The organism is Pseudomonas sp. XP2, assembly GCF_053557975.1.
Map to the genome: position 1 here is coordinate 154,611 of NZ_JBNRIK010000011.1, position 24,186 is coordinate 178,796.

The 24,186-nt window shown below is 62.6% G+C and carries 22 protein-coding genes; 11 read left to right on the forward strand and 11 right to left on the reverse strand.

Translation table 11 applies throughout. From position 1 onward, the window contains the following. Nucleotides 1-63 precede the first annotated feature (63 nt). The 3 genes from ACK1VC_RS14510 (at nt 64) to ACK1VC_RS14520 (ending at nt 1,908) form a co-directional block, all read left to right on the forward strand. Complete coding sequence (locus ACK1VC_RS14510; protein WP_016488740.1) at nt 64-783, forward strand: OmpA family protein; 720 nt, start codon at nt 64-66, stop codon at nt 781-783. A 98-nt stretch (nt 784-881) separates the two neighbouring features. Beyond that, a complete protein-coding gene (locus tag ACK1VC_RS14515; RefSeq protein WP_016488739.1) occupies nt 882-1,157 on the forward strand; it encodes a DUF1145 domain-containing protein in 276 nt (91 codons plus the stop codon). Continuing rightward, complete coding sequence (locus tag ACK1VC_RS14520; RefSeq protein WP_070086457.1) at nt 1,150-1,908, forward strand: collagen-like triple helix repeat-containing protein; 759 nt, start codon at nt 1,150-1,152, stop codon at nt 1,906-1,908. Before ACK1VC_RS14515 ends, ACK1VC_RS14520 begins: the two co-directional genes overlap by 8 nt. Nucleotides 1,909-2,010: 102 nt before the next feature. Here ACK1VC_RS14520 and ACK1VC_RS14525 read toward each other — a convergent pair whose 3' ends face one another. Then, on the reverse strand, nt 2,011-2,475 hold the full coding sequence (locus ACK1VC_RS14525) for a CopD family protein (RefSeq protein WP_016488737.1): 465 nt from the start codon (nt 2,473-2,475) through the stop codon (nt 2,011-2,013). A gap of 97 nt (nt 2,476-2,572) precedes the next feature. Between ACK1VC_RS14525 and dinG the strand changes: the two genes are divergently transcribed. The 5 genes from dinG to pdxH all read left to right on the forward strand — a co-directional run bounded on the left by dinG (nt 2,573) and on the right by pdxH (nt 10,033). Next, nucleotides 2,573-4,717, forward strand: a complete 2,145-nt coding sequence (dinG, locus tag ACK1VC_RS14530) for an ATP-dependent DNA helicase DinG (protein WP_060520043.1) — start codon at nt 2,573-2,575, stop codon at nt 4,715-4,717. A gap of 80 nt (nt 4,718-4,797) precedes the next feature. Further along, a complete protein-coding gene (locus ACK1VC_RS14535) occupies nt 4,798-7,032 on the forward strand; it encodes a beta-galactosidase (protein WP_191086900.1) in 2,235 nt (744 codons plus the stop codon). A 109-nt stretch (nt 7,033-7,141) separates the two neighbouring features. Next, complete coding sequence (locus ACK1VC_RS14540; protein WP_095115960.1) at nt 7,142-8,287, forward strand: serine hydrolase domain-containing protein; 1,146 nt, start codon at nt 7,142-7,144, stop codon at nt 8,285-8,287. 99 nt (nt 8,288-8,386) lie between these two features. After that, nucleotides 8,387-9,367 (forward strand): OmpA family protein, encoded by a 981-nt coding sequence (locus tag ACK1VC_RS14545; RefSeq protein ID WP_060520048.1) that lies wholly within the window; start codon nt 8,387-8,389, stop codon nt 9,365-9,367. A gap of 18 nt (nt 9,368-9,385) precedes the next feature. After that, on the forward strand, nt 9,386-10,033 hold the full coding sequence (pdxH, locus tag ACK1VC_RS14550; protein ID WP_016488732.1) for a pyridoxamine 5'-phosphate oxidase: 648 nt from the start codon (nt 9,386-9,388) through the stop codon (nt 10,031-10,033). 39 nt (nt 10,034-10,072) lie between these two features. On the opposite strand, the gene ACK1VC_RS14555 is transcribed toward pdxH, so the two are convergent. Further along, on the reverse strand, nt 10,073-10,306 hold the full coding sequence (locus ACK1VC_RS14555; RefSeq protein WP_016488731.1) for a hypothetical protein: 234 nt from the start codon (nt 10,304-10,306) through the stop codon (nt 10,073-10,075). A 147-nt stretch (nt 10,307-10,453) separates the two neighbouring features. Between ACK1VC_RS14555 and ACK1VC_RS14560 the strand changes: the two genes are divergently transcribed. Then, nucleotides 10,454-10,918 carry an outer membrane lipoprotein gene (locus tag ACK1VC_RS14560; protein ID WP_009684613.1) on the forward strand — a complete coding sequence of 155 codons (465 nt, stop codon included), beginning with the start codon at nt 10,454-10,456 and terminating at the stop codon, nt 10,916-10,918. 69 nt (nt 10,919-10,987) lie between these two features. Here the strand turns inward: ACK1VC_RS14560 and nhaA are convergent, their stop codons facing one another. The 8 genes from nhaA to ACK1VC_RS14600 form a co-directional block, all read right to left on the reverse strand. Beyond that, a complete protein-coding gene (nhaA, locus tag ACK1VC_RS14565; protein WP_060520052.1) occupies nt 10,988-12,163 on the reverse strand; it encodes a Na+/H+ antiporter NhaA in 1,176 nt (391 codons plus the stop codon). Between the two features lie 313 nt (nt 12,164-12,476). Then, complete coding sequence (locus ACK1VC_RS14570) at nt 12,477-14,084, reverse strand: NAD(P)/FAD-dependent oxidoreductase (RefSeq protein WP_191086899.1); 1,608 nt, start codon at nt 14,082-14,084, stop codon at nt 12,477-12,479. A 103-nt stretch (nt 14,085-14,187) separates the two neighbouring features. Then, on the reverse strand, nt 14,188-14,862 hold the full coding sequence (locus tag ACK1VC_RS14575) for a COG3650 family protein (RefSeq protein WP_102688893.1): 675 nt from the start codon (nt 14,860-14,862) through the stop codon (nt 14,188-14,190). Between the two features lie 236 nt (nt 14,863-15,098). Further along, complete coding sequence (locus tag ACK1VC_RS14580) at nt 15,099-15,800, reverse strand: ABC transporter ATP-binding protein (protein ID WP_003254879.1); 702 nt, start codon at nt 15,798-15,800, stop codon at nt 15,099-15,101. Between the two features lies 1 nt (nt 15,801). Beyond that, the gene (gene livG / locus ACK1VC_RS14585; protein WP_016488727.1) at nt 15,802-16,569 is read right to left on the reverse strand and encodes a high-affinity branched-chain amino acid ABC transporter ATP-binding protein LivG; all 768 of its coding nucleotides are present in this window, start codon (nt 16,567-16,569) and stop codon (nt 15,802-15,804) included. Further along, entirely contained in the window at nt 16,566-17,822 is a 1,257-nt protein-coding gene (locus tag ACK1VC_RS14590; RefSeq protein WP_016488726.1) for a high-affinity branched-chain amino acid ABC transporter permease LivM, read from the reverse strand. Before ACK1VC_RS14590 ends, livG begins: the two co-directional genes overlap by 4 nt. Further along, the gene (gene livH, locus ACK1VC_RS14595; RefSeq protein ID WP_008097482.1) at nt 17,819-18,742 is read right to left on the reverse strand and encodes a high-affinity branched-chain amino acid ABC transporter permease LivH; all 924 of its coding nucleotides are present in this window, start codon (nt 18,740-18,742) and stop codon (nt 17,819-17,821) included. Before livH ends, ACK1VC_RS14590 begins: the two co-directional genes overlap by 4 nt. A 185-nt stretch (nt 18,743-18,927) precedes the next feature. After that, entirely contained in the window at nt 18,928-20,043 is a 1,116-nt protein-coding gene (locus ACK1VC_RS14600) for a branched-chain amino acid ABC transporter substrate-binding protein (protein WP_060520058.1), read from the reverse strand. 359 nt (nt 20,044-20,402) lie between these two features. Here ACK1VC_RS14600 and ACK1VC_RS14605 point away from each other — a divergent pair, with 359 nt between their 5' ends. Both ACK1VC_RS14605 and ACK1VC_RS14610 read left to right on the forward strand, forming a co-directional pair. After that, complete coding sequence (locus ACK1VC_RS14605; RefSeq protein WP_016488723.1) at nt 20,403-20,714, forward strand: DUF2288 domain-containing protein; 312 nt, start codon at nt 20,403-20,405, stop codon at nt 20,712-20,714. 170 nt (nt 20,715-20,884) lie between these two features. Next, nucleotides 20,885-21,772, forward strand: a complete 888-nt coding sequence (locus tag ACK1VC_RS14610; RefSeq protein ID WP_023048581.1) for an NAD(P)-dependent oxidoreductase — start codon at nt 20,885-20,887, stop codon at nt 21,770-21,772. Here the strand turns inward: ACK1VC_RS14610 and ACK1VC_RS14615 are convergent. After that, nucleotides 21,672-23,936 (reverse strand): putative bifunctional diguanylate cyclase/phosphodiesterase, encoded by a 2,265-nt coding sequence (locus tag ACK1VC_RS14615; protein ID WP_016488721.1) that lies wholly within the window; start codon nt 23,934-23,936, stop codon nt 21,672-21,674. The two genes, ACK1VC_RS14610 and ACK1VC_RS14615, sit on opposite strands and share 101 nt — an antisense overlap. Nucleotides 23,937-24,186: the final 250 nt, after the last annotated feature.

Consider the following 24,186-nt stretch of genomic DNA (forward strand, 5'->3'; position numbering starts at 1 on the left):
GTGGCACGGGCGCGTCTTCATGCCGGTCAGCCGTTCGTGGCCAATGACACAGGAGCATTCAGCATGAGTGTGACGTCGAAGGCGGCGCTGCCGCTGTTGGTGGCTGCCAGCCTGCTCGCGGGCTGTGCAACCCACAGCGATGGTGGCGCGCCGCTCAACCAAAGGACCTGGCCCATCTGCAGCCTGCTGGGAGGCCTGGTCGGGGGCGGCCTGGGCGCTATTGAAAGCTCCACTTGGGCCGCAGGTGGCGGCGCTCTGGGCGCCATTGCCGGGGGGTTGATCTGTTACGCCCAGGACGGTGACGAAGATGGCGACGGCATTTTCGACCGCCGCGATCATTGCCCCGATACTCCCGCCAACACTGCAGTCGACCATATGGGTTGCCCGCTGAAGGAGTACCCCGCAGCGCCGCCTGCCACTGTACCTGAGCCCTCGCCGGAGGTGATCATCCTCGATGACAACGGCGCGGTGATGTTTGCCTTCGATTCCGCCGACCTGACCTCAGCGGCGCAGCAACGGCTGCAAGGCCTGGTGGCGAAACTCGACTCACCGACCATCGCCAAGGTGAGCGTGATCGGACACACCGACAACGTGGGTTCCGACAGCTACAACCAGGCGCTTTCCGAGCGCCGTGCCAGCAGCGTTGCCGAGTACCTTATCAGCCAGGGCCTGGAACCGGGCAAGGTCACCAGCCAGGGCCGTGGAGAAAGCGAGCCTGTCACTGATAACGAAAGCGAGGAGGGCCGCGCGCGCAACCGACGAGTGGAGCTGCACCTCAACTGAGCGGTGCTGGCGCCTGCCTTGGCATTGCAGTTAATGTTGGTCGCATGGCCCGCTCGAACGGGCTGTCTCGACAAAACAACAATTTATAGGGGCGGGGTATGAAGTTCATCCTGGGCCTGGGCAAGGTCCTGACGGTCGCTTTCTGGGGTGTGGTGTTGTTCAATCAATTGATGCCACAACCTTTGCCCTTCAATCTGTTGATCAATGCCGCCGGCATCGTCCTGTTCAGCTTGCACCTCCTCGAAGTGCTGTTCTTCAATGGCAGCTTGCGTGGGCGCAGCCACCGCTGGTTCGACCGTTTGCAGATCCTCTTGACGGGTATCTTCCATGTCATGTCCATTCCCCGTGCGCAGGAGGCGCCCCGAAATGCGTAATTTGATGTTGCTGGCCATGTTGGCCGCTCCCTTGGCCCAGGCTGAAAGCCTGGAGGTCGCCGCCAATTCCATGCTGCGCCTGCCCGACAAGTCGGCCAGCGTGCATTTCACGCACCTGCGTGTCGCCGATGCGGCAACCCTGCTGCTGCCAGCCTCGCTTGCGCAATTGACGGTCGATCACCTGGAACTGGGCCGTGATGCGCGTATCGCCATTGCACCCTCCGACAGCCCCCTGGTCATCGAGGCGCGTAGTGCGAGGTTGGGTGAAGGCAGTGAATTCAGTGCCCCCGGAGCGGCGGGTAGTTATCAGCGGGCAGCTCGGCCAGGCCGCAGCCTGGACCTGAAACTGGCTGAAGTGGATGCCGAGCGGGTGGCGATCGATGCCCGTGGTGGCGCGGGGGCGCCGGGTTATGTGGGCCTTGATGGTGGCAACGGGCAGGCGGGTGGTTGCACCTGGGGCCAGGCCAGCCGTGGTGCCAATGGCGATGACGGCGGCAACGGGCACGATGGTGCGCCGGGCGGGCGCATCCGCCTCAGCGTGCCGCAGGGGTTCGCGCAAGAGCGCGTTGTCGTGCGCCTGGAGGGTGGCGCCCCAGGCAAGCCCGGAGCGGCGGGCAAGGCGGGTAAAGGTGGGGCTAGCAAGGGTTGCCTGGTGTACAGCACCGATGCTGGCGCCAATGGCCGGCCAGGGCAGCCTGGGCAGCCCGGCCTGGCAGGCGCCGCAGGTGAGCTGATTCTGCAACACCTGTAAACCTTTTTGGCTGCGAAGTTCTCGCCAGGGAAATTGCAGCGCCTATGCGATCGAGCGCCGCCCGCGCGGCGCTCGATCTATCTCCAACGCATAACTCAGCTGTCAGATCATCAGGCGCGAGCTGGCCACAGCGACCACTGCCAGGCCCAGCAGCAGGTTGACCCCCACCATCCGCCGAATGCGCCCGAGCACCGCCGCCCCCGTCGGCCAGTCCTCGGCTTGGACCGCCGTCTTCAACTCCGGCAGCAGCAACGCCTGAATGCGCATGAACAAGGCAAACATGACGATGCCCCCACCGATCATCACCTGTACGTACTTCGGTGCAGTCTCGAAACCGCTGAAACGCAAGTGCAACATGCCGATACCACTTATCGCCAAGATCGCCACCGCCAGCCAGACCCAGCCAAAGAAGCGTCGGAAAACTTCCACCCACAGCCGCAGCCGCGCAGGCCCTTCAAGGGCCGCAACCGTTGCCGGGCGCAGCACCAGCCAGGCGAAGAACATGCCGCCGACCCATACCAGGGCAGCCAGAACATGCAGTGTGTAGGGCAGGGCAAAGGCGAGCATCCGGATCTCCATGCGGCATAAAGGGCAATAGCGGGGTATGATAGCCGCCCATGCGAAACACTGAAAATATATCCAGCCCTACGGGCGCCTGCAGACCATGATCAGCAACGAACTCAAAGCCACCATCCAGGGCGCCTACTCGCGTTTTCTCGAAGCCAAGAGCCTCAAGCCCCGCTATGGCCAGCGCCTGATGATCGCCGAAGTGGCCAAGGTACTGGGCGACATTGCCTGCGACGATGAAGGCCGCCGCGCCGGCGAGCCTGCCGTGGTTGCCGTCGAGGCGGGCACCGGTACCGGCAAGACGGTGGCCTATAGCCTCGCCGCCATCCCGGCCGCCAAGGCAGCCGGCAAGCGCCTGGTGATTGCCACCGCTACCGTGGCCCTTCAGGAGCAGATCGTCTTCAAGGACCTGCCCGACCTGATGCGCAACAGCGGGCTCAATTTCAGCTTCGCCCTGGCCAAAGGCCGTGGCCGCTATCTGTGCCTGTCCAAGCTCGACATCCTCCTGCAGGAGGGCCACGCCCAGTCGGCTACCGCTCAGCTGTTCGAGGAAGAAGGCTTCCGCATCGAAGTCGACGAGCGCAGCCAGAAGTTGTTCAACAGCATGATCGAGAAGCTTGCCGGCAACCGCTGGGACGGCGACCGTGACAGCTGGTCAGAAGCCCTGGAAGACCAGGACTGGGCCCGGCTGACCACCGACCATAGCCAGTGCACCGGCCGACACTGCCCGAATTTCCAGCAGTGCGTGTTCTACAAGGCCCGTGAAGGCATGGGCAAGGTCGACGTGATCGTTACCAACCATGACATGGTGCTGGCCGACCTGGCCCTGGGCGGCGGTGCGGTGCTGCCTGACCCGCGCGACACCGTGTATGTGTTCGACGAAGGCCATCACCTGCCAGACAAGGCCATCGGCCACTTCGCCCATTATTCCCGCCTGCGCTCCACCGCAGACTGGCTGGAGCAGACCGCCAAGAACCTGACCAAGCTGCTGGCCCAGCACCCGCTGCCCGGCGATCTGGGCAAGTACATCGAGCAGGTCCCAGAGCTGGCGCGGGAAGTGCGCACCCAGCAGCAGTTCATGTTCACCCTCTGCGAGCAGGTGGCCGACTTCCGTCCCAGTGAAGACACCGAGGGCCGTGAGCGCCCCCGCTATCGCTTCGAAGGCGGCGTCGTGCCGGAGCAGCTGCGCGAAGTGGGTATCGAGCTGAAGAAGGGTTTTGCCCGCCTCAACGATCTGTTCACCCGTCTGGCCGACCTGCTCAAGGAAGGCATGGACGGCGAGGTCAACATTGGCATCGCCAGCCACCAGGCCGAGGAGTGGTACCCGTTGTTCGGCAGCCTGGTCACCCGTGCCCAGGGGAACTGGGAACTGTGGACAGCCTTTACCGCCGAAGACCCGCAAGACAGCCCGCCCATGGCTCGCTGGCTGACGTTGGCCGAAAGCGGGGCGATGTTCGACATCGAAGTCAACGCCAGCCCCATCCTCGCTGCCGAAATGCTTCGCCGCAGCCTGTGGAGCGTTGCCCACGGCGCGTTGGTGACCTCGGCGACGTTGACCGCGCTGGGTAAATTCGACCGCTTCCGCATGCGCTCGGGTTTGCCGCGTGACGCGGTCACCTGTGTGGTGCCCAGCCCGTTCGTGCACGGCGACGCCGGTCTGTTGCGGGTGCCCGACCTCAAGGCCGACCCACGCGACGCAGCGGCGCACACCGCCGCCATCATCCGCGAGCTGCCGAACATCGTCGAAGATGCCCGCGGCGCACTGGTGCTGTTCTCCTCGCGCAAGCAGATGCAGGACGTGTTCGATGGCCTGGACCGTGACTGGCGCAAGCTGGTACTTATCCAGGGCAACCTGTCCAAGCAGGAAACCCTGAACAAGCACAAGGCGCGGGTCGACGATGGCCAGCACAGCGTGCTGTTCGGCCTGGCAAGCTTTGCCGAGGGTGTCGACCTGCCTGGCGCCTATTGCGAGCATGTGGTGATTGCCAAAATTCCGTTTGCCGTGCCCGATGACCCGGTCGAAGCCGCGCTGGCGGAGTGGATCGAGGCCCGTGGCGGCAACCCGTTCATGGAAATTGCCGTACCCGACGCCTCGCTGAAGCTGATCCAGGCCTGCGGTCGCCTGCTGCGTACCGAGCAGGATCGCGGTGTCATTACCTTGCTTGACCGGCGCCTGGTCACCCAGCGCTATGGCAAGGCTATTCTCAATGCGCTGCCGCCGTTCCGGCGGGAGATTTGCTGACCGCCGGGGCACTTGCTTCGGCACGTCGTACATTACTCAGTCCAGGGCCCGTGAGTGGCCTGAAGGAGAGCCCCAGCCTTATGGTCCGCCTCACCCTGCCCGCCGTTTTCGCCCTGCTGTTCAGCTCGCCCTTGCTGGCTGGGCAGCAGACGCTGTTCAGCTTCGTGCGCCCGGCCTCGGTGGTCAATGTGGCAACCGAGGATGCCGGCATGCCCCAGTACAACGCCGAGCAGACGGCCGAAGGCGAGGTGTTGCGGCGTGTGGTGTTCAACCCGGCCGAGCGGCCGACCCTGCGGCTGAGCCCGCAAGGTGGGGCGTGGGACTGGTCCGCCGGGCAGTTCCTCACCTTGCGCCTGCAGAGTGGTATGGACTGGGCGCTGACAGTGGATGTCACGGTGCAAGGCAGCGATGGCGGCACATTGACCAGCCGGATTGACCTGCCGGCCGGTCCCGCGCAAACCGTGATGGTGCCGCTGACGGCCACCTCGCCGCTGAGCCAGGGCATGCGCGCCGGCCCGCCCATGCCGTGGAGCCATGGCGGCCAGCGCTTGCTGCTGACCAGCAGCGCTGGCGCGGTGGACCTCAAACAGGTGGCCTCGGTCAGCCTGAGCATCCCCAACCCCAAGGTGGCGCAGAGCCTGCTGATCGAGCGGGTGGGGATCCAGGATGACGACCTGGCCTACAAGGCGGCGTACCAGGATCTGATCGATGCCTACGGCCAGTCCACTCGCGGCAATTGGCCCGAGAAGGTTGCCAATGACGAGCAGCTCAAGGCGGCCGATACGCGTGAACAGCAGCAGCTCAAGGGCTGGCTGGCTGAGCGGGGCAGGCAGCAACTGGACGGCTATGGCGGGCTGCTGGCCGGGCCGGCGTTCGAGGCCAAAGGTTTTTTTCGCACCGAAAAGCGTGATGGGCGCTGGTACCTGGTAACGCCGGAGGGCCACCCGTTCTATTCCCTGGGGGTGAATGCCGTCGCCGCAGACGGCGGGCGTACCTACGTCGCCGGCCGTGAAGGCATGTTCAAGGCGTTGCCGGGCGAGGGCGATGCGCTGGCCGCATTCTACGGCGAAGGCAACAACGACGATGGCAATGCCTCGTCTCAAGGGCGCAACTTCAAGCAAGGGCGTTGGTTCGATTTCTATGCCGCCAACCTGCAACGTACCTACGGCAAACCCTGCCCGCCGGCCGCTGAAGGGCAGCCCGTTAATTGCCCGCCACAGGTACTGGACGCTGCCCGCTGGCAAACGCATGCGCTCGACCGTTTGCAGGCCTGGGGTTTCAACACGGTCGGCAACTGGAGCGAGCCCGCTCTGGGCCAGGCCAAACGTATGCCCTACACCTTGCCGCTGTCGATCGTGGGTGATTACGCCAGCATCAGCACTGGCATGGACTGGTGGGGCAGCATGCCCGACCCGTTCGACCCGCGTTTTGCCATGGCCACCGAGCGCGCAGTGGCCATTGCTGCCCGAGATCACCGTGACGACCCTTGGCTGATCGGCTACTTCGCCGACAATGAACTGGCCTGGGCTGCCCCCGGCAGCGACCCTAAAGCACGGTATGGCCTGGCCTACGGCACTTTGCGCCTGACCACCGATGTACCGGCCAAGCGCGCCTTCCTCAAGCAGCTGCGCGACAAGTACCGTAACCAGCAAGGGCTGTCCAAGGCCTGGGGCATCGAACTGGCCGCCTGGGAACTCATGGAAGACCCGGGCTTCGAAGCACCGCTGCCCGACCCGGAACATCCGGAAATCGAGCGCGACTACCAGCACTTCCAGCAAGTGTTCGCCGAGACCTACTTCAAGACCATTGCCGACTCACTGAAGTGGCACGCCCCCAATCACCTGCTGCTCGGTGGTCGCTATGCGGTCAGCACGCCGGAGGCGGTCAAGGCCTGTGCCGAGTTCTGCGATGTGCTCAGCTTCAACTTCTATACCCTCAAGCCACAGGACGGCTACGATTTCGCCCGCCTGGCCGAACTGGACAAGCCGGTGCTGGTGTCCGAGTTCCAGTTCGGCTCGCGTGATCGCGGGCCATTCTGGCCGGGGCCGCTGGAGCTGGCGCGGGAAGAAGACCGCGGTCCGGCCTATGGCAACTTCCTCAAGGCGGCCCTGGCGCAGCCGATGATCGTTGGCGCGCACTGGTTCCAGTACCTCGACCAGCCAGCCAGTGGTCGGCTACTTGACGGCGAGAACGGCCACCTTGGGCTGGTGGCGATCACCGATGTGCCGTACCCGGGTTTTGTCGACGCCGTACGCAAGGGCAACCTGCAGGCGATGGGCCAATTGCGCACCCAGCTGGAAAAACAGGCGCCCTGAGCACAAGCTACCGTTCGTCGCGACCATTTGGCCCAAGCCAGTTTGCAAAACACCTAACTACTGAAACAATGCACACCTTTTTTGGACATGGTCGTACGGAGTACAGCGGGTGCAGATCCAGGGTCACTATGAGCTGAAGTTCGAAGCCGTGCGCGAAGCCTTTGCCGCGCTGTTCGAAGATCCCCAGGAGCGTGGCGCTGCGCTGTGCATCCAGGTCGGTGGCGAAACCGTCGTCGACCTGTGGGCCGGCAGTGCCGACAAGGATGGCCAGCAGGCCTGGCACAGCGACACCATCGCCAACCTGTTCTCCTGTACCAAAACGTTCACCGCCGTCACCGCCCTGCAACTGGTGGGCGAGGGCAAGTTGGCCCTCGATGCCCCTGTGGCCAACTACTGGCCCGAGTTCGCCCAGGCTGGTAAACAGTCGATCACCTTGCGCCAGCTGCTCAGCCACCGCGCCGGGTTGCCGGCCATCCGTGAGTTGTTGCCGGCCGAAGCCCTGTATGAATGGGGGACGATGGTCAATGCCCTGGCGGCTGAAACGCCATGGTGGACGCCGGGTCGCGAGCACGGTTATGCCGCCATCACCTACGGCTGGCTGATCGGCGAGCTGATTCGCCGCGCCGATGGCCGGGGCCCTGGCGACTCGATCGTGGCCCGTACCGCTCGCCCGTTGGGGTTGGACTTTCATGTTGGCCTGGCAGATGAGGAGTTCTACCGCGTGGCGCATATCGCCCGGGGCAAAGGCAACCAAGGGGATGCCGCAGCGCAGCGCCTGCTGCAGGTGACGATGCGCGAACCCGAGGCGCTGTCGACCCGTGCTTTCACCAACCCGCCGGCGATCCTGACCAGCACCAACAAACCGGAATGGCGGCGTATGCAACAGCCAGCGGCCAATGGCCATGGCAATGCCCGCAGCCTGGCGGGTTTCTATGCCGGGTTGCTGGACGGCAGCCTGCTCGAATCCGAACTGCTTGATGAACTGACCCGCGAGCACAGCATCGGACAGGACCGCACCTTGCTCACCCAGACCCGCTTTGGCCTGGGCTGCATGCTCGACCAGCCCGACGTATCCAATGCCACCTTTGGCCTGGGTGCCCGTGCCTTCGGCCACCCAGGGGCCGGTGGCTCGGTTGGTTTTGCCGACCCGGAGCATGACGTGGCCTTCGGTTTCGTGGTCAATACCCTCGGCCCGTATGTGCTCATGGATCCCCGAGCACAGAATCTGGTACGTGTCCTTGCCGACTGCCTTTGATCGGGTAATGCGGGTATTGCCCCACCCCTTTGACTATCCTCAATGCCAACGCCTCAAGTGTGTTGGCAAAATATCTTTCAATTTCATGGTGTATCGCTGATGTCTTCACATAAAACCTTAGCACTCGCCCTGTGCCTGACCGCCGTTACCGGCTGCGCCAGTCATTCCCCGGACGGCTCCAAGGAAGGTGGCTCCAGCTGGTGGCCTTTTGGTTCGGACAAGGTCGCCGAGCAGGAAGTGAAGGCAGCCGTCACTGAAAACGTGGCCAAGGCTGATGCCAAGTCCGATAGTGCCAGCCGCTGGTGGTGGCCGTTCGGCGGTGATGACAAGCAAGCCAAAGGGCCGGTTGTGCCGAAGATCGACCAGAAGGCCACCCAGGCCTGGCTGGACGAGTACGAGCCCAAGCTGCGCGAAGCCATCAAGGACAGCAAGCTGGAACTGGAGCGCCGCGACAATGTGCTGGCGGTCACCCTGCCGGTGGACAGCTCGTATAACCCCGATCGCCCGAACATGCTGCTGCCAATGACCCTTGGTCCGATCACCCGCGTGGCCAAGACTGTCGAAGGTGACCCCAAGACTGCCGTGCTGGTACTGGGCCATGCCGACACCAGCGGTGCTAGCGCTGCCAACCAGAAACTCAGCCTGGAGCGCGCCGCCTCGGTGTCGGCCATCTTCCGCCTCAGCGGCTTGCAGCGTGACCGCCTGACCCTCAAGGGCATGGGCTCGGTCATGCCACGTGCCGCCAACGACAGCCCCGAGGGCCGTGCCCTGAACCGCCGCGTGGAAATGCTGTTGACCCCGCAGAACACCATGGTCGCGCTGCTGGCCAAGTACCAGCAGGCCACTCCGGCACCTGCACCTGCCTCAATGGTTGCGGTGCAAGATGCCAAGGCTCCTGCCGCCAAGGCCGTCGACAGCAAGCCAGCAGCAAAGAAGCCTGCGGCGAAGAAACCCGTCGCCAAGGCCAAGGCCCCTGCCAAGACCACGGCCAAGAAGAAAGCCGCGCCGGCCAAGCCAGTCGCCAAGAAAGCTACCGCTGACAAGAAAGTAGCTGCCAACAGCCCTGCGAAGACCAACTGATCGTCAAGGAACGCAGCAATGACCCAATCCCTGGCCGATATGCGCCGCGACTACACCCGTGATGGCCTGGCAGAAGCCCAGGCACCGGGGGAGCCGTTTGCCCTGTTCCACCAGTGGTTTGCCGATGCGGTGAAAACCGAGCAGGTACCCGTGGAAGCCAACGCCATGACCCTGGCCACTGTGGACGGCGAAGGCCGCCCGCATTGCCGTGTACTGCTGCTGAAGGGGCTCGACGAGCAGGGTTTCACTTTCTTCACCAACTACGAAAGCGCCAAGGGCCAGCAACTGCAAGCCAACCCCTTTGCCGCCATGACGTTCTTCTGGCCGGCGCTGGAGCGCCAGGTGCGTATCGAAGGGCGAGTGGAAAAGGTCACCGCCAAGGAGTCGGACGACTACTACCAGGTGCGCCCGCTGGGCAGCCGCCTGGGGGCCTGGGCCTCGCCGCAAAGCCGGGTGATTGCCGGTCGTGAAGAGCTGGAAGGTTTGGTCAAGGCCACTGAAGCGCGCTTCTCCGACACCCAGCCGCACTGCCCTGAACATTGGGGTGGGTATCGCCTGTTGCCTGAGCGCATCGAGTTCTGGCAGGGGCGGGCGAGCCGCCTGCATGACCGGTTGAACTACCGGCTGGTGGATGGGCAATGGCTGCGCGAGCGGCTGGCACCCTGAGCATTTGGGGCCGCAAAGCGGCCCCAGTGATCCATCAGACTACCCCGGATACCCCGCCGCCTCCCGCTCCAACCACTCTGCCAGTTGCTTGCGCCCCACCTTCTCCTGCCGCGCCTGCGCCAACCTTTCCAGCATGTACTCACGCTTTTCAGGGTCAGCCCCCGCCAGCGACAACGCCAGGTCACGGTCCATCCAGCGGCGCATACGCACGTATAGCCACCCGTGGAAATAAAGCCCCGCAACGGTGGTGACCACGACGATGAAGTAATCCATGGCTATCCTTGGTCTCAATTGAAGAGCCTATGGCACAACCGCCCAGGCTGTACCCCGGCTGAATGAAACCAATTTTATTACGTTTGTACCGTGACAGCCGTCAACGTGCAGCGTCTAATGAGCACCTGAATTATGGAGACTTTACCCATGCGTAAATCCGCTTTGCTGGTGGCGACTTTTACCACCATGTCGTTGCTGCTGGGGGGCTGTGCCTCGAGCCTGACCGGTGACAGCTACTCCCGTGATGAAGCCCGCCGCGTGCAAACCGTGCGCATGGGCACCATCGAATCCCTGCGCCCGGTCAAGATCGAGGGTACCAAGACCCCGATCGGCGGTGGCGCTGGCGCCATCGTCGGTGGCGTGGCCGGCAGCGCCGTGGGCGGCGGCCGTGGCAGCATCGTTGCTGCCGTGATCGGTGCCGTGGCCGGTGGCCTGGCGGGTTCCGCTGCAGAGGAAGGCCTGACACGTACCCAAGGCGTCGAAATCACCGTGCGTGAGGACGATGGCAGCATGCGTGCCTATGTGCAGGCCGTGCAGGAGAATGAAATTTTCCGCGTCGGCGACCGTGTGCGCATCATGACAGTTGACGGTACCAGCCGCGTCTCGCACTGACCGTAGCGCAGCAAAAGAAAACCCCGACATGGCGGCTGCCAGTCGGGGTTTTTTTATGCCTCAGCCAAGTCAACCAGCACTGGTTTTTCGGCTGGCCAGGGCGGTAACGGCGTAGCCGATCACTGCGGCGAAGAACGAGCCGGTAAGGATCCCCATGCGATCCATGCCCGCGTAATCACTGCTGCCCGGGGCAAAGGCGAGTGAGCCAACAAACAGGCTCATGGTGAAGCCAATACCGCAGAGTATCGCCACCCCCAGTATCTGCCCCCAGCCAGCACCCGCAGGCAGCGCTGCCAGGCGCAGCTTGACCGCTACCCAAGTCAGGCCGAAAACGCCCACGGTCTTGCCCATCAGCAGGCCAATCGCAATGCCCATCGGCACCGGGTGGGTGAAGCTTTCCACGGTCATGCCTGCCAGTGAGACGCCAGCATTGGCGAAGGCAAACAGCGGCAGGATCGCATAGGCAACCCAAGGGTGCAGGGCATGCTCAAGGGACAATAGCGGCGAAGTCTCGGCGTTGCGTGTACGCAGCGGGATACACAAGGCCAGGGCGACACCGGCCAGCGTGGCGTGCACGCCGCTCTTGAGTACGCAGACCCACAGGATCAGGCCAACGATCATGTACGGCCCAAGCTTGACCACCCCAAGCCGGTTCATCGCGATCAGCACCACCAGGCAGGCCGCTGCCAGCAGCAGCGATACGCTCGACAAGGTGCCTGAGTAGAAAAGGGCGATGACGATGATTGCACCAAGGTCGTCAATGATCGCCAGGGTCATCAGGAACAGCTTGAGCGAAACCGGTACGCGTTTGCCCAACAGGGCCAGCACGCCGAGGGCGAAGGCGATGTCGGTGGCGGTGGGGATCGCCCAGCCGGCCACGGCCGCCGGGTTGTCACGGTTGATGAACCAGTAGATGAGCGCCGGCACCACCATGCCGCCCACAGCAGCAGTGGCGGGCAGGATCACCTGGGAGGGCTTGGACAGGTGACCATCGACCACCTCGCGTTTGACCTCCAGGCCAATGAGCAGGAAGAACAGGGCCATCAGGCCGTCATTGATCCACAGCAACAAAGGCTTGGCGATATTCAGCGCGCCGACCTGGACGGCGACGGGGACGTCGAGCAGGCCGCTGTACAGATAGGACAGGGGTGAGTTGTTGATGATCAGGGCCAGAACGGCGGCGGCGATCAGCAGCAGACCGCTGGCGGCTTCAAGCTGGAAGAATCGGGTAAACAGGCTACGCACGGGCTATAGGCTCTCCATGAGCAGTTTACGAAGGGTACGGGCGTACACCCTAGCCTGTGACGATATGCTTTCAAACAAAAACTATATTCGTTTTTGTTATATGGTGTTGCTGTCTGGGCTGAGTGAAGCCTAGATGCAGATGGGAGGAAAGGGGGGAGGGAAAGGCTGGTGTTTGGGTCGGATATTTCTGATCCCTGTCAGGGCCTCTTCGCGGGCTGGCCCGCTCCCACAGGTACTGCACAGTTTCAGAATACTGTGGAGTACCTGTGGGAGCGGGCGAGCCCGCGAAAGGGCCCTTGCAGGCGATACAAAATTACAGGCCGAGCATGTCCCGCGCTACCGCCTCGGCGATACGAATACCGTCCACACCCGCCGACAGGATCCCGCCCGCATACCCGGCGCCTTCACCCGCCGGGAACAGGCCTTTCAGGTTCAGGCTCTGGTAGTCCTCACCCCGGGTAATCCGCAGGGGCGACGAGGTACGCGTCTCGATCCCGGTCAACACTGCATCATGCAGGTTGTAGCCTTTGATCTGCCGGTCGAACGCTGGCAGGGCCTCTCGGATCGCTTCGATGGCGAAGTCCGGCAGGCTTGGTGCCAGGTCACCCAGGGTCACGCCCGGTTTGTAGGATGGCTCGACACTGCCCAGTGCGGTCGATGGCCGGCCGGCGACAAAGTCACCCACCAGCTGCGCCGGGGCCTGGTAGTTGCTGCCGCCCATTACGTAGGCGTGGGCTTCCAGACGCTCTTGCAGTTCAATACCGGCCAGCGGGCCGCCCGGGTAGTCGCGCTCGGGGTCAATGCCGACGACGATACCGGAGTTGGCGTTGCGCTCGTTACGTGAGTACTGGCTCATGCCGTTGGTCACCACGCGGCCCGGCTCGCTGGTAGCGGCGACCACGGTGCCACCCGGGCACATGCAGAAACTGTACACCGAGCGGCCATTCTTGGCGTGGTACACCAGCTTGTAGTCGGCGGCGCCGAGTTTCGGGTGGCCGGCGTATTTGCCAAGACGCGCCTTGTCGATCAGCGTCTGCGGGTGCTCGATACGGAAGCCGACCGAGAACGGCTTGGCTTCCATGTAGACGCCTTTGGCATGCAGCATACGGAAAGTGTCGCGGGCACTGTGGCCAAGGGCCAGGACTACATGGCGCGAGTGCAGTTGTTCGCCACTCTCCAGCACCACACCGGTCAGCTGACCGTCTTCGACCAGCAGGTCGGTGACCTTCTGCTGGAAGCGCACTTCTGCGCCGAGGGCGATCATGTCTTGGCGCATCTGCTCGACCATGCCGGTGAGGCGGAAGGTGCCGATGTGCGGTTTGTTGATGTACAGGATCTCGTCCGGCGCACCGGCCTTGACGAACTCTTCCAGCACTTTGCGGCCGTGGTGCTGCGGGTCCTTGATCTGGCTGTACAGCTTGCCGTCAGAGAAGGTGCCGGCGCCGCCTTCGCCGAACTGCACGTTGGACTCGGGGTTGAGCACGCTTTTGCGCCACAGGCCCCAGGTGTCCTTGGTGCGCTGGCGCACTTCCTTGCCACGTTCGAGGATGATCGGCTTGAAGCCCATCTGCGCCAGCAAAAGGCCGGCAAAGATGCCGCAGGGGCCGAAGCCGACCACGATAGGGCGTTCCTGGATGTCGGCCGGGGCGTGGCCGACGTATTTGTAAGTCACGTCCGGTGCCGGGCCGATGTTGTGATCGTCGGCGAACTTGCTGAGCAGTTCGGCTTCGTTGCTAACTTCGAGGTCGATGGTGTAGATGAACAGCAACTCGCTGTTCTTCTTGCGCGCATCGTAGCTGCGCTTGAACAGGTTGAAGCTGAGCAGTTGCTCGTCGCGGATGCCCAGGCGCTGGACGATGGCTTCACGCAGCGCTTCGTCGGGATGGTCCAGGGGCAGCTTGAGTTCGGTGATTCGTAGCATGGCAGGGTCCAGTATCCCGGCCATGGGCGGCCGGCGGCTTTACACAAACCGCCAAGTATAAGCTGTTAGCCGCCCCGACTGGCAGGATAAAAGTGCCCGACGATCAGTTGTCGCGTGCGCCGCCGTAGTAGCCGCAGCCCTGCAGGGTCTTGCCGTCGATGCGCAGTTCGGCACGCAGGTGGTGGACCGCGCCAGTGGCGCTGTCTACGCAGCGCTGCGGCGCGACCCACAGTTCCACGTGCTGGCCGTTGGCTTCGCTGGTGAGGGTCAAGCCGCCACCGGGTACTTCCTCTTCAAGGAACGGCAAGGGCAGGGGCTCCTGCCCGACTCGGCTGAGGACCATGCCCTTGCCGCTGGCCTTGATGTCCCAGTCCGGCTCGTGGCCATTGGCGCGCAGGGTCAACTGCTTGAAGTTGGGGTCTTCGCAGGCGCGGGTGGAAGGTTCCAGGCGGTACAGGCGGCGTACTTCCAGCTGGCCATCATTGTTGGCCTGCTTGCTGCCGGTAAGGCGCCCACGGACGTCGGCGAACAGCTTGTCGTTGGCGTCCTTGGCGAGGTTGGCGGCCTCCTGCAGGATGCCGGTAGCGCCGACGTCGTTGATCACGAACGTGCGGTTTTCGCTGCACGGCTTGAACAGCAGCTGGCCACCGGCCGCCCGCAGTTCGCCCTGCATGCGCGTGGTGCCGATGTTCGGGTCGCTTGGCGCTTCAGCCATGAGCTGGCAGCCGGCGAACAGGGGCAGCAGGGCAGTGAGCAGCAGGGTGGGGGTGAGGCGCATCGGGCGAACTCCGGGAATCTTTGGTAAAGAGCTGGCCACGTTACTCAGGCCGGCGGTGGATCTCAAGTTAATGGTTACCCGTGCGGGCCCCTTCGCGGGTAAACCCGCTCCCACAGGTACTGCACAGTTTCCAAAGGCCGTGGGTTTCCTGTGGGAGCGGGTTTACCCGCGAAAGGGCCGGCACTGGCAATGCATTTCTGGCAGGCATAAAAAAGGGCCCGAAGGCCCTTTCCCATTTAACCGCCGAGGTACGCGTCGCGCACCTTCGGGTCGGTCAGCAGTGCTTCACCCGTCCCTTGCATCACCACCCGACCGTTCTCCAGTACATACGCGCGGTCGGCGATCTTCAGCGCCTGGTTGGCATTCTGCTCCACCAGGAACACCGTCACGCCATCACGGCGCAGCTGTTCGATGATGTCGAAGATCTGCTGGATGATGATCGGCGCCAGGCCCAGTGAAGGTTCGTCGAGCAGCAGCAGCTTGGGCTTGCTCATCAGCGCACGGCCAATGGCAAGCATTTGTTGCTCGCCACCGGACATGGTGCCGCCGCGCTGGATGTAACGTTCCTTCAGGCGCGGGAACAGTTGCAACACCTTGTCCAGCTGCTCCTGGTAGTCGCCCTTGTCGGTGAAGAAACCGCCCATGGCCAGGTTTTCCTCGACGGTCAGGCGGGCGAACACGCGCCGCCCTTCCGGCACCACGGCAATGCTCTTGCGCATGATGTGCGAGGACGGCTGCCCGACCAGCTCTTCGCCCAGGTACTTGATGCTGCCACTGTGCGCCTGGGGCGAGCCGCACAGGGTCATCAGCAAGGTCGACTTGCCGGCGCCGTTGGCGCCGATCAGGGTGACGATCTCGCCCTGGTTGATCTCCACGTTGACGCTGTGCAGCGCCTGGATCTTGCCGTAGAAGGTGGAAACGTTTTCGAACTTCAGCATTTTACGCTTCCCCCAGGTAGGCTTTGATCACATCAGGGTTGTCGCGGATCTCTTCCGGTGTGCCGTGGGCCAGGGGGGTGCCCTGGTTGATCACCACGATATGGTCGGAAATGCTCATCACCAGCTTCATGTCGTGCTCGATCAGCAGCACGGTGACGTTGTGCGACTCACGCAGGTAGGCGATCAGTGCCTTGAGGTCTTCGGTTTCCTTCGGGTTCAGGCCCGCCGCAGGTTCGTCGAGCATGATGATGCGCGGCTGGGTCATCATGCAGCGGGCGATTTCCAGGCGGCGTTGCTGGCCGTAGGCGAGGGTGCCGGCGGTACGGTTGGCGAATTCGGTCAGGTTGACCTTTTCCAGCCAGTACTGCGCGCGTTCCATGGCCTCCTTCTCGCTGCGGCGGAAGCTCGGGGTCTTGAACAGGCCGGCGAAGAAGTTGGTGTTCAGGTGACGGTGCTGGGCGATCAGCAGGTTTTCCAGCGCGGTCATGTCCTTGAACAGGCGCACGTTCTGGAAGGTGCGCACCACGCCCTTGCGGGCGATCTGGTGGCCGGCCAGGCCCTGGATCGGCTGGCCATCGAGCAGGATGGTGCCGCCGCTGGGTTTGTAGAACCCGGTCAGGCAGTTGAACACCGTGGTCTTGCCGGCGCCGTTCGGGCCGATCAGCGCCACCACCTGTTTTTCCTTGACGGTCAGGGCCACGCCGTTGACCGCCAACAAGCCGCCGAAGCGCATGCTCAGGCCGCTGACTTGCAGAATTTCGCGGCTCATCGACGCAGCTCCATGTGTGGACGTTGCATAGGCAGCAGGCCTTGCGGACGCCAGATCATCATCAACACCATCAGCGCACCGAACATCAGCATCCGGTATTCGCTGAACTCACGCATCAGCTCGGGCAGCAGGATCATCACGATGGCCGCGAGGATCACGCCCAGTTGTGAGCCCATGCCGCCAAGCACGACGATGGCGAGGATGATTGCCGACTCGATGAAGGTGAACGACTCCGGTGTCACCAGGCCTTGGCGCGCTGCGAAGAAGCTGCCGGCGAAACCGGCGAAGCAGGCACCCAGGGTAAACGCCGAGAGCTTGATCACGGTCGGGTTCAGGCCCAGCGCACGGCAGGCGATCTCGTCTTCACGCAGGGCTTCCCAGGCGCGGCCGATTGGCATGCGCAGCAGGCGGTTGATGACGAACAGTGCCAGCAAGGCCAGCAGCAGTGCCACCAGGTAGAGGAAGATGACCTTGTTGATCGAGTTGTATTCCAGCCCGAAGAACTCGTGGAAGGTCTGCATGCCCTCGGCGGCACGGCGTTCGAAGGTCAGGCCGAAGAACTCTGGCTTGGGGATGTTGCTGATGCCGTTGGGGCCGCCGGTCCAGTCGGTGAGGTTGCGCAGGAACAGGCGGATGATCTCGCCGAAGCCGAGGGTCACGATCGCCAGGTAGTCACCGCGCAGGCGCAGCACCGGGAAGCCAAGCAGGAAGCCGAAGGTGGCGGCCATCAGGCCGGCAATCGGCAGACATACCCAGAAACTCCAGCCCAGGTAGTGCGAGAGCATGGCGTAGCTGTAGGCGCCGACGGCGTAGAAGCCGACGTAACCGAGGTCGAGCAGGCCCGCCAGGCCGACCACGATGTTCAGGCCCAGGCCCAGCAACACGTAGATCAGGATCAGCGTGGCGATATCGACCGCACCGCGCGAGCCGAAGAACGGCCACACCAGTGCCGCAACGATCAGACCAACGATCACATAGCGCTGGGTCTTGGGCAGGGTCAGGTAATTGCTGACGGCCGGCGGGATCAGCTTGCGATCCGAGCGGCGGTTCATCACCGAACTCCACTGCTTGTCGAACAGCACGCGCAGGAACATCAGCACCGAGCACACGGCGATGATGCTGATGGTGAACGAGCCCTGGCTGTGCACGACCAGGCTGATGCCGTCGATGCTCAGTTTCAGGCCCAGCACCGGGAAGGCCACCGCCCAGACCAGCAAGGCGCTGAAGAACGCCTGTTTGAGATTTTTGTTCATACTTTTTCAACCTCCGGGCGGCCCAGGATGCCGGTCGGCCGGAATAGCAGGACAAGCACCAACAAGCCGAATGCCACCACGTCCTTGTACTGGTCGCCGAAGATGTCGGCGCCAAACGCTTCGGCCACGCCCAGCACCAGCCCGCCGAGCATCGCGCCCGGAATGCTGCCGATGCCACCCAGCACCGCCGCGGTGAAGGCCTTGAGGCCTACCAGGAAACCGGCGTTGGGGTTGATCACTCCGTACTGCATGCTCAGCAGCACGGCCGCTACGGCGGCCAGGGCGGCACCGATGACGAAGGTGAGGGCGATGATGTTGTTGGTGTTGATGCCCAGCAGGTTGGCCATCTTGATGTCCTCGGCGCAGGCACGGCAGGCGCGGCCCAGACGGGAGCGAGAGATGAACAGGGTGAGCAGGGTCATGGCTACCAGAGTGACCACGAACACCAGGATCTGCATGTAGCTGATCAGAACTTCCTCCGCGCCGCCCGGCCCGAACGAGAAGCTTCCGGGGATCAGGTTGGGGATGGACTTGTCCTTGGAGTCTTGCGAAAGCAAGACGGTGTTCTGCAGGAAAATCGACATGCCGATGGCGGAAATCAGCGGGATCAGACGGTTGCTGTTGCGCAAGGGGCGGTAGGCAACCCGTTCGATACTGTAGCCATAGGCACTGGTGACGAAGATCGTCGCGACGAAGGCAACGGTCATCAGGATCGGCAGCGAATGGATACCCATCATGGCCAGGCCCGCGAGGGCGATGAAGGCCACATAGGAACCGATCATGTACACCTCGCCGTGAGCGAAGTTGATCATGCCAATGATGCCGTACACCATCGTGTAGCCGATGGCGATCAAGGCATAGGTGCTGCCGATGGTCAATCCATTAACCAGTTGTTGGAAGAAATGGTAGATCTCAGGCATTACAGCGCTCCTAAAAACCTGATTTGCATTTCGCTGGCGGGGGTATGCCAGGAAACCGCGGGTGACGGTTTTAAGATTTTCAGGTGGGCTAGCCCCCGGATCGCGGGGATCGGGCCCATGAACCTCATAAAACAAAGCCCACTGCTCGCACAGTGGGCTCGTAAGTCAGCTATTTAGTCACGCAGTTACTGAGGGGAGACTTCGGTCTTCGGCTTGCCGAAGTGCCATTCGTAGACCACGAACTTGAAGTCTTTCAGGTCGCCTTTCTCGTCATACGACAGGGTGCCGGTAGGGGTCTTGAAGGAGCCGGCATGGATGGCCGCTGCCACTTTGTCGGTATCTTCGGACTTGGCCGCCTTGATGCCTTGTGCGATCAGCTCGACAGCCGAGTAGGCAGGGAACACGAACGGACCGCTTGGGTCCTTGCCGTCAGCCTTGATGGCGTCGACGATCTTCTTGTTCTCCGGGTCGGCATCGAACGACTTCGGCAGGGTGACCAGCAGGCCTTCGGAGGCGTTCTGGGCGATCTGCGAGATCGAGTCGTTACCCACGCCCTCTGGGCCCATGAACTTGGCTTTCAGGCCTTTTTCCTGTGCCTGGCGCAGGATCAGACCCAGCTCTGGGTGGTAGCCGCCGTAGTACACGAAGTCGACATTGTTCTGCTTGAGCTTCTGGATGATCGAGGAGAAGTCCTTGTCACCCGCGTTCAGGCCTTCGAATACGGCAACCTTGGTACCCTTGCTTTCCAGGGTCTGCTTGACGGCGGTGGCGATGCCTTCACCGTACTGTTGCTTGTCGTGCAGGACGGCAACGACCTTCGGCTTGACGTGGTCGGCGATGTAGTTGCCGGCGGCCGGGCCCTGGGCGCTGTCCAGGCCAATGGTGCGGAAGATCAGCTTGTAGCCACGGGCGGTGATTTCCGGCGAGGTGGCGGCCGGGGTGATCATGATCACGCCTTCGTCTTCGTAGATGTCGGATGCAGGCTGGGTAGAGCTGGAGCACAGGTGGCCGATGACGAACTTGACGCCGTCGTTGACCACTTTGTTGGCGATTGCCACGGCCTGTTTAGGGTCGCATGCGTCGTCGTATTCCTTGGCTTCGAGCATCTTGCCATCGACGCCGCCCGCGGCGTTGATATCCTTGATGGCTTGCTTGGCGCCGATGAACTGCATGTCGCCGTACTGGGTCACAGGACCCGTCTTGGGACCGGCGATGCCGATCTTGATGGTATCGGCGGCAAACGAATGGCTGGCTACCCCGGCCAGTACCATTGCGGCGAACAGCTTGGAAATCTTGATCATAGTGCTCCACTCATTCTGTTGTAATTCTTATAGTCCTGGCGGCCAGGGCTACAGACCGGGCGGGATTTGCGGCGTGGCCATGCCAACGCGCAAGCCCACCTTCCCCCGGAACATGTCCCGGAACTGTACCGGTACAGTGTAGAGCGCTGTTCGAGCGCTTGAAAAGCGTTCAAAAAGTGCCTGTTTCCTGGGTTGTCGCTTGTTCGACAGAAAGATACAAAAAGGCGCCATCAAATTGCCTGTATCTGCGACCCCGCCCCACAAGTTCGGGGTCAATCGACCAAATTACATATTTGAAACCGGGTTTTTCTGCAAAAATGCCGACCTTTTTTATTGGCCGATTTTTGCGGATACCACCCATGACTGATCAAACAAGCACCCTCTATGCCAAATTGCTTGGCGAGACAGCAATCATCGAGTGGAAAGCGCTGGAGCGTTTCTGGGCCAAGGGTGACCTGATTTGGGTCGACCCCAGCTTGGACCTGATCACCGTTGCCGAGGCAATGGCCGAGAATCGCGGCGAAATCTTCGCCAAGTGGCGTAGTGATGGCACCGTTGGGCCGGTGTCGGCCGAGCAGGCGCTGGACCTGCAAAGCCGCGATCCAGAGATCTGGGCGGTGGTGGTTTCGCCGTTCATCGTGATCCAGGTGAAGCGTCCGGTTGAGGCGTGATCTTTTTTGGTGCGCAAAAATGCGCAGCAGCTCCGTTTTGGTGCTCGAAGGCGTTCAAGGCGGGTAGAGGTAAGTAACAATTCGGCGTGGCGGTAACAGTTTACGGGATGCGTAATATGCCCACCGTTCTGGCCAGCCTGGAAAACAATTCGAATAGTCAGGAGTCATTCATGAGCACTGCATTGCCTTCGCTTGGATTTGCCGGCATCGGCCTGATGGGCCTGCCCATGTGTCGACGCCTGTTAGCGGCTGGCTACCCGCTGACCGTGTGGAACCGCAGCCCGGACAAGTGCGCCGCGCTGGTCGCCGCCGGCGCGCGCCTGGCCAACAGCCCTGCCGAACTGTGCCAGGGCAGCGATATGGTATTGCTGTGCCTGGCCGATACGGCCGTGGTGCGTGAGGTGGTGTTCGGCGAGCAAGGGATTGCCCAGGGTGGGCGCAGCGGCCAGTTGCTGATCGATTTCTCCAGCCTGGAACCCACCGCCACCCGTGAAATGGCCGCCGAGCTCGCGGTACTGTGTGGCATGGCCTGGCTGGATGCTCCGGTGTCCGGCGGCACGCCAGGTGCCGAGGCCGGTACCCTGGCGATCATGGTTGGCGGTGAAGCGGCCGACCTGGAACGTGCACGGCCAGTGCTGCAGGTGCTGGGTCAGCGTGTGACGCACATGGGGGCGGTGGGGGCGGGGCAGGTGACCAAGGCCTGCAATCAGATGATCGTGGCATGCAATGCCCTGGTCATTGCCGAAGTGGTGGCGTTGGCCGAGCAATCCGGGGTGGACGCGACGCTGATCGCCGAAGCGCTGGCCGGTGGTTTTGCTGATTCCAAGCCGCTGCAGATCCTTGCGCCGCAAATGGCTGAAAGCCGCTTCGAGCCGATCAAGTGGCACGTGCGCACGCTGCTCAAGGACCTCGATGGCGCAGTGAAGTTTTCCCGTGAGCAGGGGGCGGCGACGCCGCTCAGCGGCCTCGCCGCGCAATTGATGCGCCTGCACGGTAGCCAGGGTTACTTGCAAAAAGATCCGGCGACCCTTGTAGAACTTTACCGCAACAAGGGATGAGTACCTGGCTTTGACGCTGCAGCCGCTCCAGTAGTGGCCGTAGCTCGGCCAGCGGTACCGGGCGGCCCAGCAGGTAGCCCTGCAGATAGTCACAGCCATGGTCTTGAAGGAAAGCCTGCTGTTCGGCGGTTTCCACGCCTTCGCTGACGACCTGCAAGTGCAGGGTATGCGCCATGACGATTATCGCCTGGACGATCTCGCGATCCTTCTGGCTGCCCGGCACATCCTGCAGGAAGCTGCGATCGATCTTCAGTACGTCCAGCGGCAGGCGCTTGAGGTAGGCCAGTGACGAGTAGCCAGTGCCGAAGTCGTCGATTGACAGCGCCACGCCCAAGGCACGAACGCGCTTGAGCAGGTTGACGGTACGCTGGATATCGCCCATCAGGGCATTTTCGGTCACTTCCAGCTCCAGGTGCCGGGGTGCGAGCCCTGTGTGGAACAGCGCTTTCTCCACTTCGTTGGGCAGCTCGTCGTGGCTCAAGGTTACTGCCGAGCAATTGACCGTCACCTTGATATCGCCATAACCGTGGCGGTGCAGGTGTGCCAGGTCGGCACAGGCGTGGCGCATTACCCAGAGGTCAAGGTCGATGATCAGGCCATTGGCTTCGGCAATGCCGATGAAACGGTCGGGCCCCAGCAAGCCGTGCTGCGGGTGATGCCAGCGCACCAGGGCCTCGAGCTTGGCCACCTGCCCGCTGCGCATGTCGAAGATGGGTTGGTAATGCACGCACAACCCACGTTCTTCGAGCAGGGCGATGCGCAGTTCTTCTTCGAGTTGCAAGGCGAGGGATGCCTGGTTTTTCAGGGTTTCGTTGAAAAAGTGCAGGCCGTTACGCCCACTGTCCTTGGACTGGTAAAGGGCCAGGTCGGCATGTTTGAGCAGTTCTTCGGCGCTGGTGCCGTCGTCGGGGAAGATGCTGATGCCAATACTGGTGGTCATGACCATGCGCCGACCACCCAGGTCGATGGGTTCTTTCATCCGTTGCATGATGCGTTGTGCCAGGTGGCGCGCTTCGTCGCAGTTGCTGAGGCTGGTGACCACGCAGAACTCGTCGCCGCCCAGGCGTGCGACCAGGTCTTGATGGCGGGTGGCGGCCTTGATGTGGCTGGCGATCACCTTGAGCAGTTCGTCTCCAGCGTCGTGGCCAAGGCTGTCGTTGATGCGCTTGAAGTGGTCGATGTCGAGGAACATGACTGCCAGGCGGTTTTCAGTGGCGTGGTGTTCGGCCAGGCGCTCTTCGAATACCTGGTTGAAGCCACGGCGGTTGACCAGGTTGGTCAGGGCATCGTAGTGCGCGGCCTGCTGCAGCGATGCACGGGCCTGGTCCAGTTGGCTGAGCAGCACGTTGACCCGGCGCAGATCGTGCTCCTTGCTCTGCAGCTTCTTGTCGGCCAGTGCGGCGCTGATGCTGGCGCCACTGATCAGCAGGGTGATGAAGCCGATGCCCAGCCCCAGTTGCAGGCTGTTGTCGGCGGAGGGCAGGCGCAGCGCGGTGTCGGGCGGGATCACCAGGGTCATGGCCGACATCGCGGTGAAATGGGTGGCGACGATGCCACCGGCCATCAGCAGACTGGCGCCGTACTTCATTGCCTGGTGCAGGGTGCCGCTGCCATTGCTGAAGTACCGGGCCAGGTATAACGCAGCCAGGCCGGTGAGCAGGGCAATGGTGGCAGAGGCCAGCAGCAGGCCAGTCTGGTAATACTGCTGGGCGCCGGTGTCCATCGCAGCCATGCCGACAAAGTGCATCAGGATAATGCCCATGCCGATCAGTACGGCGCTTTGCAGGAAGTGCTGCACGCGCATCTGGCTGCGGTCGAGGCTGCGCATGGTCACCCAGGCGACGGCCAGGGCGATGAGTAGCGAAAGAATGGTCAGGGAAACGTCGTAGTGCACCTCTATCGGTGCCTGGAAGGCCAGCATGCTGATGAAGTGCATGGCCCAGATGCCACCGGCCAGGCAGCAGGCGCCAAGCATGTGCCATTGTCGGTGGGCAGTGGGGTCTTCGCTGTGGGACTGGCGCTCGGCCATGTCCAGGGTCGCGAAGCAAGCCGCGCAGGCAACGAAGTAGGCGAGCAGGACCAGAAACGGTTCATGGCGGCAATCGATAACGATGTGCCCGAATGCCGGAAGGTCGGCGAACAGTTGCAGCCCCAGCCATTCCATTGATTGCCCCATGATCGAGTTTTCACTCGTCTGCGCTACAGCCCTGTGCAGACTGTCCAGAGGCAGTATAGGAAGAGGTGTTTAAGCCTTCCTGAATAATGGCAGTTTGATTTCTACGATTTGGTTATCAACCCAATCGCCAGCAGGCATAAAGAGGGACATATAGGTGTAGGCGCAGCCTTGTGCTGCGAAGAGGCCGTATGCCTCACAACAATCTTGTGGGGCATACGGCCTCTTCGCAGCACAAGGC